Origin of the sequence: Thauera sp. WH-1 (genome assembly GCF_047806685.1) — a bacterium.
Classification (GTDB): domain Bacteria; phylum Pseudomonadota; class Gammaproteobacteria; order Burkholderiales; family Rhodocyclaceae; genus Thauera.
This window is the reverse complement of sequence record NZ_JBLQGP010000002.1, coordinates 289,382-303,137: the sequence shown is the minus strand read 5'-3', so window position 1 is coordinate 303,137 and position 13,756 is coordinate 289,382. Positions and strand designations below refer to the sequence as shown.

Annotated in this window: 16 protein-coding genes; 11 read left to right on the top strand and 5 right to left on the bottom strand. The window is 70.4% G+C overall.

Translation table 11 applies throughout. The features are described from left to right. Positions 1 to 17 precede the first annotated feature (17 nt). From ACMV5O_RS03695 to ACMV5O_RS03645, 11 genes are all read left to right on the top strand, one after another. Positions 18 to 974 carry a homoserine kinase gene (locus tag ACMV5O_RS03695; protein ID WP_416162211.1) on the top strand — a complete coding sequence of 319 codons (957 nt, stop codon included), beginning with the start codon at positions 18 to 20 and terminating at the stop codon, positions 972 to 974. A gap of 33 nt (positions 975 to 1,007) precedes the next feature. Next, entirely contained in the window at positions 1,008 to 1,850 is an 843-nt protein-coding gene (locus ACMV5O_RS03690; RefSeq protein ID WP_324539885.1) for a BPSS1780 family membrane protein, read from the top strand. A gap of 27 nt (positions 1,851 to 1,877) precedes the next feature. Next, complete coding sequence (locus ACMV5O_RS03685; RefSeq protein ID WP_416162210.1) at positions 1,878 to 2,678, top strand: BPSS1780 family membrane protein; 801 nt, start codon at positions 1,878 to 1,880, stop codon at positions 2,676 to 2,678. Then, positions 2,668 to 3,378, top strand: coding sequence for a nicotinate-nucleotide adenylyltransferase (gene nadD, locus ACMV5O_RS03680; protein ID WP_416162209.1), 711 nt, complete (start codon positions 2,668 to 2,670; stop codon positions 3,376 to 3,378). The genes ACMV5O_RS03685 and nadD overlap by 11 nt, the downstream gene beginning before the upstream one ends. A gap of 4 nt (positions 3,379 to 3,382) precedes the next feature. Then, positions 3,383 to 3,736, top strand: coding sequence for a ribosome silencing factor (rsfS, locus tag ACMV5O_RS03675; RefSeq protein ID WP_416162208.1), 354 nt, complete (start codon positions 3,383 to 3,385; stop codon positions 3,734 to 3,736). Positions 3,737 to 3,754: 18 nt separating this feature from the next. Further along, complete coding sequence (gene rlmH / locus ACMV5O_RS03670) at positions 3,755 to 4,225, top strand: 23S rRNA (pseudouridine(1915)-N(3))-methyltransferase RlmH (protein WP_416162207.1); 471 nt, start codon at positions 3,755 to 3,757, stop codon at positions 4,223 to 4,225. A gap of 16 nt (positions 4,226 to 4,241) precedes the next feature. Further along, complete coding sequence (locus ACMV5O_RS03665; protein WP_416162206.1) at positions 4,242 to 4,859, top strand: Maf family protein; 618 nt, start codon at positions 4,242 to 4,244, stop codon at positions 4,857 to 4,859. Beyond that, positions 4,856 to 6,310, top strand: a complete 1,455-nt coding sequence (gene rng / locus ACMV5O_RS03660) for a ribonuclease G (RefSeq protein ID WP_416162205.1) — start codon at positions 4,856 to 4,858, stop codon at positions 6,308 to 6,310. The genes ACMV5O_RS03665 and rng overlap by 4 nt, the downstream gene beginning before the upstream one ends. Positions 6,311 to 6,321: 11 nt before the next feature. Beyond that, positions 6,322 to 7,257 (top strand): prenyltransferase, encoded by a 936-nt coding sequence (locus tag ACMV5O_RS03655; protein WP_416162335.1) that lies wholly within the window; start codon positions 6,322 to 6,324, stop codon positions 7,255 to 7,257. A 104-nt stretch (positions 7,258 to 7,361) separates the two neighbouring features. Continuing rightward, the gene (locus tag ACMV5O_RS03650) at positions 7,362 to 7,736 is read left to right on the top strand and encodes an XRE family transcriptional regulator (RefSeq protein WP_416162204.1); all 375 of its coding nucleotides are present in this window, start codon (positions 7,362 to 7,364) and stop codon (positions 7,734 to 7,736) included. After that, the gene (locus tag ACMV5O_RS03645; protein WP_416162203.1) at positions 7,733 to 8,986 is read left to right on the top strand and encodes a type II toxin-antitoxin system HipA family toxin; all 1,254 of its coding nucleotides are present in this window, start codon (positions 7,733 to 7,735) and stop codon (positions 8,984 to 8,986) included. The genes ACMV5O_RS03650 and ACMV5O_RS03645 overlap by 4 nt, the downstream gene beginning before the upstream one ends. Here the strand turns inward: ACMV5O_RS03645 and ACMV5O_RS03640 are convergent. The 5 genes from ACMV5O_RS03640 to ACMV5O_RS03620 all read right to left on the bottom strand — a co-directional run bounded on the left by ACMV5O_RS03640 (position 8,971) and on the right by ACMV5O_RS03620 (position 13,576). Continuing rightward, complete coding sequence (locus ACMV5O_RS03640; protein WP_416162202.1) at positions 8,971 to 9,684, bottom strand: ABC transporter ATP-binding protein; 714 nt, start codon at positions 9,682 to 9,684, stop codon at positions 8,971 to 8,973. The two genes, ACMV5O_RS03645 and ACMV5O_RS03640, sit on opposite strands and share 16 nt — an antisense overlap. Positions 9,685 to 9,754: 70 nt before the next feature. Continuing rightward, on the bottom strand, positions 9,755 to 10,504 hold the full coding sequence (locus ACMV5O_RS03635; RefSeq protein WP_416162201.1) for an ABC transporter ATP-binding protein: 750 nt from the start codon (positions 10,502 to 10,504) through the stop codon (positions 9,755 to 9,757). Continuing rightward, complete coding sequence (locus ACMV5O_RS03630) at positions 10,501 to 11,454, bottom strand: branched-chain amino acid ABC transporter permease (RefSeq protein ID WP_416162200.1); 954 nt, start codon at positions 11,452 to 11,454, stop codon at positions 10,501 to 10,503. Before ACMV5O_RS03630 ends, ACMV5O_RS03635 begins: the two co-directional genes overlap by 4 nt. Positions 11,455 to 11,462: 8 nt before the next feature. Further along, a complete protein-coding gene (locus ACMV5O_RS03625; RefSeq protein WP_416162334.1) occupies positions 11,463 to 12,383 on the bottom strand; it encodes a branched-chain amino acid ABC transporter permease in 921 nt (306 codons plus the stop codon). Between the two features lie 20 nt (positions 12,384 to 12,403). Then, entirely contained in the window at positions 12,404 to 13,576 is a 1,173-nt protein-coding gene (locus ACMV5O_RS03620; RefSeq protein ID WP_416162199.1) for an ABC transporter substrate-binding protein, read from the bottom strand. Between the last annotated feature and the right edge of the window lie 180 nt (positions 13,577 to 13,756).

Here is a 13,756-nt window from a genome sequence, read left to right as displayed (position 1 = left end):
CAACAACCGGAGCCCGCATGTCCGTCTTCACCCCCGTTCCCGAATCCGTGCTCGCCGACTGGCTCAAGGACTACGCCGTCGGCCGCCTGGTGGAACTCAAGGGCATCTCCGCCGGCGTGCAGAACAGCAACTTCTTCGTCACCACCACGCTCGGCCGCTACGTGCTGACCCTGTTCGAGGACATGTCGCGCGCCGAGTTGCCCTACTACCTGCACCTGATGGCCCACCTCGCCCGCCACGGCCTGCCGGTGCCGGGACCGATCGCCAATCTGGACAACGAATACCTCGGCACCCTGGAGGAGCGCCCGGCGGCGCTGGTGGTGCGCCTGTCCGGCGCTTCCGAGATGGACCCCGGCGTGCCACACTGCGCCAAGGTCGGCGCCATGCTCGCCGGCCTGCACCTGGCCGGCCAGTCCTACGGCCGCCGCCAGGACAACCCGCGCGGCCCGCAGTGGCGCGCCGCCACCGCGCAGGCGGTGCGCGGCTTCCTGCCCGCCGACGAGCGCGCCCTGCTCGACGCCGAGATCGTGTTCCAGGCCACGGTGGACCTCGCCAGCCTGCCCGCCGGCGCCATCCATGCCGATCTGTTCCGCGACAACGTGCTGTGGGACGTCGACGCCGACGGCAGCGTCCATGTCGGTGGCGTCATCGACTTCTACTTCGCCGGCCACGACGCCCTGCTGTTCGATGTCGCGGTCACCGTCAACGACTGGTGCTCGAACCCCGACGGCACGCTCGATGGCGCCCGCTGCGACGCCCTGCTCGCCGCCTACCATGGCGAGCGCCCGTTCACCGACGCCGAGCGCGCCGCCTGGCCCGCCCTGCTGCGTGCCGCCGCGCTGCGCTTCTGGCTGTCGCGCGCGGCCGACTTCCACCTGCCGCGCGCCGGCGAGATGGTGCTGGTGAAGGACCCCGACGAGTACCGCGACATCCTGCGCCTGCGCAGCGCCGGCGTGCCGCCGCTGCCGCTCTGACGCCTCCTTGCTGAACCGAGCGCACGCCCGACGATGAACCCCGCCCCCCGCCCACCCCATCCGCCGCCGCCCGCCCCCGGCGATGTTGCCCCCAGCCACGCCCTCAACTGGCTGGCCGAAGGCTGGCGGCTGTTCATCAAGGCGCCCGGGCAGTGGGTCATCCAGGCCCTGATCTTCTTCGTCATCATCGCCGCCCTCGGCATGCTGCCCTTCCTCGGCTGGGCCGCGGCGCCGGTGGCGCTGCCGGTGCTGGTGGCGGGCATGCTGTCGGGCGCCCAGGCGCTCGATCGCGGCGAGCCGCTACGCATCGACGCGCTCTTCGACGGCATCCGCCGCCATGCCGGCAATCTGCTGCTGGTCGGTCTGTTCCACCTCTTGGGCCTGCTGCTGGCTGCCCTGGTTGCGGCGGCGATTGGCGGCAGCGCCGCACTCACCGGCCTGGCCGTGGGCGCGCTGGCCGGCATGGGCATGGCGGCGGGCGGCATGATGCTCGGCGTGGTGGCCTTCACCGTGCTGTGGGCGCTGCTGATGATGGCGATGTGGTTCGCCCCGGCGCTGGTGATGCTGCACGAGGTCGCCCCGCTCGACGCCATGAAGCTGTCGGTGCGCGCCTGCTTCCACAACCTGCTTGCCTTCATCGTGCTCGCCGCGCTGCTCTACGTGCTGGGCTGGGTGGCGATGATCCCCTTCGGGCTGGGTATCCTGGTGCTGATCCCGGTGATCGCCGGCGCCCTGTATGCGGCCTGGAAGGAGACCTTCTCCGCCCTGCTCGCCCTACCCCCACCCAAAGACAGCGACGGATCCACGCCCACCGAGGCGCCCGCGCCGGACGAGCCGCCTGCGCCGCCCTCGCCGAACGAACCGCCCCGCAACTAGTCAGACGACGCTACCCAAGACATTTCAATGCAAGCAAACCGACTCCCCATGCAGCGCGGCTGGTTCTGGCTGCGCGAGGGCCTCACGCTGTGGCGCCGCAACCCGGCGCTGATCACCTTCGCCACCTTCGGCTACCTGCTCGCCATCGTCGTGCTGAGCCTGGTGCCGCTGCTCGGCCAGCTCGCCGCCTCGCTGCTGATGCCGGCGCTGTCGGTGGGCGTGCTCAACGCCTGCCGCGCCATCGACGGCGGCCGCAAGGTCGGGCCCGAGGTGCTGTTCTCCGGCTTCAAGACCAACCTGCAGGCCTTGATCGCGATCGGCGGCATCTATCTGGTCGCCACCCTGGTGGTGCTGCTGCTGGTCTCGCTGGTCGACGACGGCAGCCTGTTCGCGCTGATGCGCGGCGAGGGCATCGACGAGCAGCCTGCCGGCGACTCTGCGATCGGCTTCACCCTGCTGATTGCCATCGTGCTGTCGACGCCGGTGGTGATGGCCTACTGGTTCGCCCCGGTGCTCGCCGCGTGGTGGAAGGTGTCCGCGCCCAAGGCGCTGTTCTTCAGCTTCTACGCCTGCCTGCAGAACTGGCGCCCCTTCCTCGCCTACGCCATCGGCGTGGCGATCTTCGGCGCCATCCTGCCCGGACTCGTCATCGGCGTGCTCGGCCTGCTGTCGCCCACGCTCGGCACCCTGGCCTCGCTGCCGATCCCGCTCATCGTCGTGCCTGTCATCTTCGCCACCTTCTACACCACCACGCGCGACGTCTTCGGCCTACCCGACGCGCCGCCGGCCATCGCCCGCCCACCGCTGGACGCCGACGATGCCGCCTGAGTCGCGCCTCGCGACCACCGCGGGTGCGCGCGCCAAAGGCCCGCTCGGCCCGCTCGGCCTGCTCGGCGGCACCTTCGACCCCATCCACCTCGGCCACCTGCGGCTCGCCGAAGAAGCGCGCGAGGCCCTCGGTCTCGCCGCCGTGCGCCTGATCCCCGCCGGCCAGCCGCCCCACCGCGGCGCGCCGCGCAGCAGCGCCGAACATCGCCTGGCGATGGCCCGCCTGGCGATTGCCGGCAATGCGGCGCTGGAAGTCGACGACGGCGAGGTGCGCAGCAGCGACAAGAGCTACACCGTGCTCACGCTCGAGCGCCTGCGCGCCGAACTCGGCCCGGCGCGGCCGCTGGTGCTGATCCTCGGCGCCGATGCCTTCGAGGGCCTGCCGGGCTGGCATCGCTGGCAGGAGCTGTTCGAACTCGCCCACATCGCCGTCGCCAACCGCCCCGGCTATGCGCCGCACGGCCGGCGCTGGCCGGCCACGCTGTCACCCGAACTCGCTGCCGCCTGCCACGGCCGCCACCGCAATGACCCGGCCGACCTGGCCACCACCCCCGCCGGCTGCGTCCTGCCCTTCGACATGACGCCCCTGGCGATTTCCGCCTCACTCATCCGCGACCTGGTCCGGAACGGCCACAGCGTGCGCTATTTGCTGCCCGATTCCGTTCTCGACTATATTGCCGCGCACCATCTCTACGGCTGAGCCCATGGACATCCCCACCCTGCAGAAAATCGTCGTTGCCGCGCTCGAGGACATCAAGGCGCGCGACATCGAGGTCATCGACACCTCGACGCATACGCCGCTGTTCGACCGCATCGTCATCGCCAGCGCCGAATCCAGCCGCCAGACCCGCGCCCTGGCGCAGAACGTGCAGGACAAGGTCAAGGAAGCCGGCGGCGAGGTGCTCAGCGTCGAAGGCCAGGACACCGGCGAATGGGTGCTGGTCGACCTCGGCAGCATCGTCGTGCATGTGATGCAGCCCGCGGTGCGCAGCTATTACAAGCTCGAGGAGCTGTGGAACACCACGGCCGCCAGCCGCCGGGCCGCGACCAGCCGCTGACCTGACGCACGTGCTGCCGTGAAGCTCGTCCTCGTTGCCGTCGGCCACCGCATGCCGGGCTGGGTGCAGGCCGGCTTCGACGAGTTCGCCCGCCGCATGCCGCGCGAGTTGCCGCTGCAGCTCGTCGAGGTGAAGGCCGAGCCGCGCACCAGCGGCAAGACCGTCGAGGCCATGATGACGGCCGAGGCCGCACGCATCGAAGCCGCGCTGCCAGCGCGCTGCCGGCGGGTGATCCTCGACGAACGCGGCGCCGACCTCAGCACCGTGGCGTTGGCGCAGCGCCTGCAAGCCTGGCAGGGCGAAGGCCAGGACGTGGCCCTGATCGTGGGCGGCCCCGACGGCCTCGCGCCCGCCCTCAAGGCCAGCGCGCACGAGGCCGTGCGCCTGTCCAGCCTCACCCTGCCCCACGCCCTGGTGCGTCCGCTGCTGGCCGAGGCGCTGTACCGCGCATGGACCGTGCTGCGCAACCACCCCTATCATCGCGAATAGACACCGCCTGACGCCCATGTACCCGCGCATCTACCTTGCTTCCAAGAGCCCCCGCCGGCGCGACCTGCTGCGCCAGATCGGAGTGAACTTCGACGTCCTCACCTTCCGCGACGGTGAGCGCGGCGAGGATGCCGACGTGGACGAGACGCCGCTGCCCGGCGAGGGCGTCGAACGCTACGTCGAGCGCCTCGCACTGGCCAAGGCCGAGGCCGGCATGCGTCGCGTGCTGTGGCGCAAGCTGCTGCGCCACCCGGTGCTGGCCGCCGACACCACGCTCGAGCTCGATGGCGAGATCATCGGCAAGCCCCGCGATGCAGCCGACGCCCACGCTATCCTCAGCCGCCTGTCCGGGCGCACCCATCGCGTGCTGACCGCGGTGGCGGTGAGCAACGGCGAGCGCATCCGCAGCCGGGTGTCGATCAGCCAGGTGCGCTTCACCACGCTCAACGAGCACAGCATCCGCCACTACGTGGCCAGCGGCGAGCCGCTGGACAAGGCCGGCGCCTATGGCATCCAGGGCCGCGCCGCGGTGTTCGTCGAGGAGATCCACGGCAGCTACTCCGGCATCATGGGCCTGCCGCTGTTCGAGACCGCGCAGCTGCTCGAACTGTTCACCACCGGAGACAAGGCGTGAGCATCGAGTTCCTGATCAACTTCACGCCGCAGGAAACCCGCGTCGCCGTCATCGAGCAGGGTGTGGTGCAGGAGCTTCACATCGAGCGCACCGCCAGCCGCGGCATCGTCGGCAACCTCTACCTCGGCAAGGTGGTGCGCGTGCTGCCCGGCATGCAGTCGGCCTTCATCGACATCGGCCTCGAGCGCACCGCCTTCCTGCATGTGGCCGACATCTGGAGCGACCGCCAGAACGGCGAGGGCGCGCGCCCGATCGAGCGCATCCTGGCCGAAGGCCAGAGCCTGATGGTGCAGGTCCTGAAGGATCCGATCGGCACCAAGGGCGCACGCCTGTCGACCCAGGTCAGCCTGGCCGGCCGGCTGCTGGTGTACCTGCCCCAGGAAAAGCACATCGGCATCTCGCAGCGGATCGAGGACGAGGCCGAGCGCGAGGCCTTGCGCGGCCGCCTCACCGCCCTGGTGCCGGACGAGGAGCCCGGCGGCTTCATCGTCCGCACCATGGCCGAATCGGCCTCCGACGAAGAACTCGCCGCCGACATCGCCTACCTGCGCAAGCTGTGGCGCGAGATCTCGGCCAGCACCGCCGGCGTCTTCCCGCCGCGCCTGCTGCACGAGGACCTCGGCCTGGGCCAGCGGGCGCTACGCGACCTCGCCAATGACGAGACGGCCCGCATCCGCGTCGACTCGCGGGAGAACTTCCAGAAGCTCACGGCCTTCGCCGCCGAGTACACACCCAAGGTGCTGCCGCTGCTCGAGCACTACAGCGGCGAGCGCCCGCTGTTCGAGCTCTACAACGTCGAGGAAGAGATCCAGAAGGCGCTCGCCCGCCGCGTCGAGCTCAAGTCCGGCGGCTACCTGATCATCGACCAGACCGAAGCGATGACCACCGTCGACGTCAACACCGGCGGCTTCGTCGGTGCGCGCAACTTCGACGACACCATCTTCAAGACCAACCTCGAAGCGACCCAGGCCATCGCCCGCCAGCTGCGGCTGCGCAACCTCGGTGGCATCGTCATCATCGACTTCATCGACATGGAAAACGTCGAGCACCGCGAAATGGTGCTGGAGGAGTTCCGCAAGGCGCTGGCACGCGACCACACCAAGATGACGATCAACGGCTTCACCGCGCTCGGCCTGGTGGAGATGACGAGAAAGCGCACCCGCGAATCCCTCGCCCACCTGCTGTGCGAGCCCTGCCCCACCTGCAGCGGCCGCGGCGAGGTGAAGACCGCGCGCACCGTGGCCTACGAGATCCTGCGCGAGCTGCTGCGCGAGGCGCGCCAGTTCAACGCCAAGGAATTCCGCGTGCTCGCCTCGCCCGACGTGATCGATCTCTTCCTCGACGAGGAAAGCCAGTCGCTGGCGATGCTGTCCGACTTCATCGACAAGAAGGTCTCGCTGCACGCCGAGGCCAGCTACACGCAGGAACAGTACGACATCGTGCTGCTGTGAGCCCACCACCCATGCAGCCGGCCGAGCCGCGCCCGGGCGGCTTCGCCAATCCGCTCGTGCGCTGGCTTGCCGCCACCCGGCCGGCCTTCCTGGCCGTGACCCTGGTCGGCTGCCTGATCGGCATCGCCAGCGCCCATGCCGGCGGCGTCGCCATCGACCCGCTGCGCGCCGCGCTCACCGTGCTGTTCGCGCTCCTTGCCCACGCCGGCGGCAACGTCGTCAATGATTATCACGACGCCCTGAGCGGCGCCGATGACGCCAACCGCGGCCGGCTGTTCCCCTTCACCGGCGGCAGCCGCTTCATCCAGAACGGCGTGCATACGCTGCGCCAGACGGCACTGCTCGGCTACGGCCTGCTCGCGGCAGTGGTGCTGGGCGGCGTGTGGCTCGCCTGGCAGGCCGGACCCGGCCTGCTGGTGATCGGGCTGGCCGGGCTGGCGCTGGGCTGGGCCTATTCCGCGCCACCGCTCAAGCTGGTGTGCCGCGGCTTCGGCGAACTCGTCATCGTCGCCTGCTGGCTGCTGGTCGTCGTCGGCGCCGACTTCGTGCAGCGCGGCGCCTTCGACCTGCTGCCGGTCGCCGCCGGACTCTCCTACGCGCTACTGGTCGCCAACCTGTTGTTCATCAACCAGTTCCCCGACCACGACGGCGACGCCGCCAGCGGCAAGCGCACCCTGGTGGTGCGCCTCGGCCCGCAGGTGGCCAAGTGGGGCTACCTGCTGATCGCCATCGCTGCCTACGCCTGGCTGGTCGCCATGGTGGCCAACGAACTGCTGCCGCAGAAGAGCGCCGCCGCCGCGCTCACCGTGGCCCTGTCCTTCCCCGCCGGCCGCGACCTGCTCGAGCACGCCTCCGACCCCTCGGAGCTGGCCACGGCCATCAAGCGCACCATCGTCGCCGCGCTGGCGCATGGCAGCGTGCTCGCCGGCGTGCTGGCCTTCGCCTGAGACAGCCACCGAGCCACGCCCCCAGCCTGCCTCCGAGCTCAGTGCACCGACCCGATAACTTACATATACTTGTTCTCGAGTTGTTCTGAAGAGAGCTATATGTGATGTCGAAGTCCTCGCTCGCACTCGATGCCCTGCCTCCTGAGGTGAGCCTCGCACTGCAGACACTCGGCGAGCATTGCGCCTTGGCGCGCCTGCGGCGCAAGGAGTCGCAGAGGCAATGGGCCAGCCGCCTGGGGGTCTCGGTGCCGACCTTGATCCGCCTCGAAAAGGGCGACCCGACGGTGAGCATGGGCGTGTACGCCACCGCGCTGTGGCTGATTGGCCTGTCGGCAGGGCTTGCCGAGCTGGCCGACCCGGCCAAGGACCTGCGCGCCCTCGAGTCCGACGTGCGCCAGGCGAGCCGCTTGCGCGCCAGGCGAACGCGTGCGTCGCGCGCCACACCGCCACCCACGCCGAACGCCGAGGACGACCAGTGAGCCTGCATCCGGCACTGCCCGACACGCTGTATCTGTGGCACCTCGGCCAGCCCGAGGCCCCGCGCGTGGTCGGCACGCTCAACCTGGTCATGAACCGCCGTGGGGTCTCGTTACGCTATGCCGATGCCTGGCTCAAGGACGGCTTTGCGCTCAGCGAGGACCTGCCCCTCACCGACATCGAGCACTTCCCCCACGACAAGGACAGCGCCGCCGGCGCCGTCGACGACGCGCGGCCCGAACGCTGGGGCGAGCGCGTGATCCGCCTGCTCGACCGGCCGCCGCGCCTGTCCGTGCTCGACTACCTGTATTACGCCGGTGACGACCGGTTCGGCGCATTGGGCGTGTCGACCCGCGCGGATGCCTACCAGCCGCACGAGATCGGCCCGCTGCCGCGACTTGGCGATCTGCAGGCGGTGCACGAGGTGGTGCGCCGGGTGCTGGCGCGTGAAGCGGTCGACGAGCGCCAGAAGCGGCTCCTCGCCCCTGGTGTGACCATGGGTGGCGCGCGGCCGAAGGGCTTGTTCGAGCTGGAGGGCGCGCAATGGGTGATCAAGTTTGCCGAAGACGATCGTCCGGCGGAGCCGCTGATCGAGCACGCGACGATGACCCTGGCCGCAAGTGCGGGAATCCAGGTCGCCGAGACGCGCGCGATCGTGCTCGGCCGCGACGTGGCGGTCGCCATCCGCCGCTTCGACCGCGCCCCCGACCGGCGGCTGCATGCACTCTCGGCCAAGGTGGCCCTGCGCGCCGCCGGCGTCGAGCTGTCCTACCCTAATCTCGCTCTGCTGCTGCGCCGGCGGGGAAAGACCGAAGCCAATCGGCAGCAGATGCACGAGCTCTTCCGGCGCCTCGTGTTCAACATCCTGATCGACAACACGGACGACCACGAGAAGAACCATGTCCTGCTGGTCGGGCCGGAGCAGCACTATGCGCTGGCGCCCGCCTTCGACGTCCTGCCGTGCGCGCAGTCGCTCGGCTACCAGGCGATGGAAGTGGGCGAACGCGGCGCCGAGTCATCGATCGACAATGCGCTCAGCGCCTGCGCGCAGTACTGGCTGAGCCCGCAGGCCGCGCGGGACGAGGCGCGTCGCGTGGCCGAAGTGGTCGAAGGCTGGCGCGCGCACTTTGCCGCCCAAGGGGTTGGCGAAGCCGACCTCGACGAACTGGGGCGGCACATCGACCGTCCCTTCCTGCGCGAGCAGCGCCAGGCGCTGCAGTCGCGGGCGGCGCGCGCTCAAACCCCGAGATAGCGCGTCCACAGATCGCGCCGGGCGTCCAGTTCGGCCGAGCTGCCCTGCCAGGCGATGCGCCCGCGCTCGAGGATGAGGTTGCGGTCGGCGAGCGCGAGCAGCTTGTCGACGTACTTGTCCACCACCAGCGTGGTCTGGCCCTGCGCCTTGAGCAGCGCCAGGCAGCGCCAGATCTCGTCGCGGATCACCGGCGCCAGGCCCTCGGTGGCTTCGTCCAGGATCAGCAGGCGCGGGTTGGTCGACAGCGCGCGGGCGATCGCCAGCATCTGTTGCTCGCCGCCGGAGAGCTGGTTGCCCATGTGGCCGGCGCGCTCGGCCAGGCGGGGGAAGAGCGCGTACAGGCGCGCCAGCGTCCACGGCTCGGCGACGCCGTTGCGGGTATCGGCGAAGGCGACGAGGTGCTCGCGCACGGTGAGGTTGGGAAAGCACTGCCGGCCCTCGGGCACGATCGCCACGCCCAGCCGCGCGATGGCGTCGGCGCTGGCGGCGTGGATGGGGCGGCCGTCGAAGCGGATCTCGCCGCGCTGCAGGCGCAGGCCGCCGACCAGGGTCTTGATGGTGGTGCTCTTGCCCATGCCGTTGCGCCCGAGCAAGGCCAGCACCTCGCCGGGCTGGATGTCGAAGTCCAGACCGAACAGCACCTGGCTCACCCCGTAGCCGGCCTCCAGGCCGCGACAGCTCAGCAGCGGCGCGCTCATCGCGGCGCTCCAGCGGCGTCGGACGGGGCCCGCGCCCGCAAGCTGCACGGCCTTGTGCGGTAGGCCATCATCACCCCGCCACCTCCGTGCCCAGATAGACCGACTGCACTTCGGGGTGGCCCTTCACATGCGCGGCATCGCCCGAGGTCAGCACCCGGCCATAGACCAGCACCGAGATGCGGTCGGCGAGCTGGAACACCGCGTCCATGTCGTGCTCGATGAGCAGGATGGCAGTGTCACGGCGCAGGCCGGCGATCATCGCCACCATCTGCTGCGAGTCTTCCGGCCCCATGCCGGCCATCGGCTCGTCGAGCAGCAGCAGCTTGGGCCGCGCAGCGAGCGCGAGCGCCACGTCCAGGCGCTTCTGCAGACCGTGCGGCAGGGTGCCGGCGTTGCGCTCCAGCACCGCGGCAAGCCCGGTGCGCGCGGCCAGGGCCTCGGCCTGGGCGGTCAGCGCATGCTCCGCCTCGCGCCGGCGCAGCGCACGAAAGCTCGAGCCGGCCTGTGCCTGCACCGCGAGCAGCAGGTTGTCGCGCACGCTGTCGTTGCGGAACACGCTGGTGATCTGGAAGCAGCGCGCCAGGCCATGGCGCACGCGCTGGTGCGGCGCGAGCGCAGTGAGATCGACGCCGTCGAGCACGATGCGCCCGGCGTCGGCCGGCAGCAGGCCGGAGATCAGATTGACCAGGGTGGACTTGCCCGCGCCGTTGGGGCCGATGAGGGCGTGGATCTCACCCGCCTCCACGGCCAGCTCGACGTGGTCGGTAGCGAGCAGGCCGCCGAAGCGCTTGACCAGGCCCTGCGCGTGAAAGAGGCTCATGCCCGCCCCCCGCGGCGCTCGAACAGCGCCGCCAGGCCCTGCGGCGCATGGAACACGATCAGCAGCAGGAGCAGGCCGAGCGGCCAGTGCCAGTAATCGGTGTACAGCTTCAGCACCTCCTCCAGCGTCAGCCACAGCGCCACGCCCAGGGGGGCGCCCCAGCGCCGGCCGGCGCCGCCCAGGATCACCATCACGAGCAGCAGCGCCGACTGCGTCCAGTGCATCATGCCCGGGCTGACGAAGGCGTTGTGGCTGGCGAGCAGGCCGCCGGCCAGGCCCGCCACCGCGCCGGCGGCGACGAAGCCTGCGAGCTTGAGGCGGAATACCGGGTAGCCGAGCGCCACCATGCGCGTCTCGTTGTCGCGGATGCCGCGCAGCGCGTGGCCGTAGCGCGAGTGCGCGACGCGGCTGAAGAGGGCGAACACTGCCGCGGCGATCGCCAGCACCACCCAGTAGAAGACCTGCGGGTGCGCACCGTCGAGCCAGCTGCCCAGCGTCAGCGGGCTGTAGAGGCCGTAGCCGTCGTCGCCGCCCCAGGTGCGCAGCGACACCGCCAGGTAGTAGAGCATCTGCGCGAAGGCGAGCGTGATCATGATGAAGTACACCCCGCGCGTGCGTAGCGACACCAGCCCGATGGCGCTCGCAACCACCCCGCCGACGACGGCGGCCGCGCCCCACGCCAGCCAGGCCGACGAGAAGCCGGCCTCGACCAGCGCCACCACCGTATAGGCGCCGACACCGACGAAGCCGGCATGGCCGAGCGCCGCCATGCCGCCGTAGCCGAGGATGAAGTTGAGGCTGGTCGCGGCGATCGCCACGATCAGCACGCGGCGCACGAAGCCGACGTAGTACTCCAGCCCGAAGGCCGGCGCGACGAGCGGAAACACCGCCAGCAGGGCCAGCACCAGCCAGGGCAGGCGGCGCCACAGCGCGGGGACGCGTTCCTCCATCGCCGCCCTCACCCGCGCGCCGGGAACAGCCCGGCGGGCTTCAGGCTCAGCACCGCCGCCATCAGCACGTACATGGCGATGCTGGCCAGCGCCGGGCCGAGGTCGGCCGCCACCGCGGGCGGCAGCACCGCACGCAGCGCCGGTGGCAGGAAGGCGCGGCCGGCGGTATCGACCAGCCCGACCAGCAGCGCGGCGACGAAGGCGCCGCGCACCGAGCCGATACCGCCGATCACGATCACCACCAGGGCGGGGATCAGGATGGTCTCGCCCATGCCCACCTGCACCGCGCTGATCGGCGCCATCAGCGCCCCGGCGAGCGCGGCCAGCGCCGCACCGAGGGCGAACACGAAGGCGAACACCGCGCCCACGCGCACGCCCATGTATTCGGCCATCTGCCGGTTCGAGGCGCCGGCGCGCACCAGCATGCCGACGCGGGTGTTGTTCACCAGCAGGTAGAGCCCGAGCGCCACCGCCAGCCCGGCGCCGATCAGCAGCAGGCGGTAGGACGGATAGGGCAGGCCGTCGAGCAGTTGCACCGGGCCGGCGAGCGCCGCCGGGGTCGAGGCCATGATCGGCGCCGGCCCCCAGATCATCTTCACCACGTCGTCGGCGATCAGGATGATGCCGAAGGTGGCCAGCACCTGCACCAGGTGGTCGCGCCGGTACAGCCGGCGCACCACCAGCCACTCGAGCAGCGCGGCGATCGCCACCGTCACCAGCACCGCCAGCGCCACCGCGCCGGCGAAGGAGCCGCTCGCCTCATGCACGCGCGCGGCGACGTAGGCGCCGGCCATGTAGAGCGAGCCGTGGGCGAGGTTCATGGTGTCCATGATGCCGAACACGAGCGTGAGCCCGGCGGCGATCAGGAACAGCATGAGCCCGTAGCCCAGGCCGTTGAGCAGCTGCTCGAAGACGAAGATGGCATCCATCGCGGCGGCGACCCGGCCGCTTACATCTTGCACTCGCCGACATAGGCGTCCTGGTGCTGCTCGAGGGTCACACCCACCAGCTTGTTGGTGATGCGGCCGTCGGCGTCCTTGCCCACTTCGCGCAGGTAGTAGTTCTGCACCGGGAAGTTGTTGGCACCGTACTGGAAGTCGCCGCGCACCGACGGGAAGCTCGGGTTCTTCAGCGCCTTGAGCAGGGCCTCGCGGTCCTCGATGTTGCCGCCGACGTCGCGCACCGCGGCGTCCATCGCCATCAGGGTGTCATAGGCCATCGCCGCATACACCGAGGGGTAGCGGCCGTCGTACTTGTGCCGGAAGGCGGCGACGAACTCGGCGTTGGCCGGCAGCTCGAGGTCGTGCGCCCAGTGCGCGGTGTTGAGCACGCCGATCATCGGCTCGCCCACCGCCTGGATCACGTCCTCGTCGGCGGAGAAGCCAGGCGCGATCAGCGGGATGTCCTTGAGGCCGCCGCCGACGTACTGCTTGACGAAGTTGATCCCCATCGCCCCGGGCAGGAAGAAGAACACCGCGTCCGGCTTGGCGGCGCGAATCTGCGCGATCTCGGCGGCGTAGTCGATCTGACCCAGGCGGGTGTAGATCTCGTCCCTCACCGTGCCGGCGAACTGGCGCTTGAAGCCGTTGAGGTGGTCCTTGCCCGCCGGATAGTTGGGCGCGATCAGCACCACGTTCCGGTAGCCCTTCTCGTTGGCGACCTTGCCCGCGGCCTCGTCGTAGGTGTCGTTCTGGTACTGGGCGAAGAAGTAGGCGTTGCACTTGTCGCCGGCGTAGGCGCTGGGGCCGGGGTTGGCCGACAGGTAGGGCACCTTGGCGGCGAACAGCGCCGGGCCGACGGCGAGGGCGGCGTTGGAGCCGATCGGGCCGGTGAAGAAGTCGATCTTGTCGCGCTGCAGGTAGCGCGCAACGAGCTGGTTGGCCTGCTCCGGATTACCGCCGAAGTCGGTGCGCAGGAACTCCGTCGGCTTGCCGCCGAGCTGCCCGCCGAGCTTCTCGATCGCCAGCTCGAAGCCGTCGCGCGCCTCGGCGCCGAGCGCTGCGAAGGGGCCGGAGATGTCGAGCGCGATGCCGACCTTGATGTCGGCCGCGTGGGCGGTGGCGTTGACGGTGGCGGCACCGCACAGGGCGAGCGCAACGGACAGCTTCTTCATCGGCAGCATCGGGGGGCTCCTCATTGTGGACACAGGCGGCGCGCGCCAGCGCGAAAGCCCACGATTCTAGCCTGAGGCAGGCGCGGCACCGCAGCGCCGTGCCAGGGAACGCCGCTGCCGGCGTCAGGACTGTATGAATTTTCACCCGCGAGGACGGGCAGGCCCGCGCCGCGCTGGTAGACTCCGGCC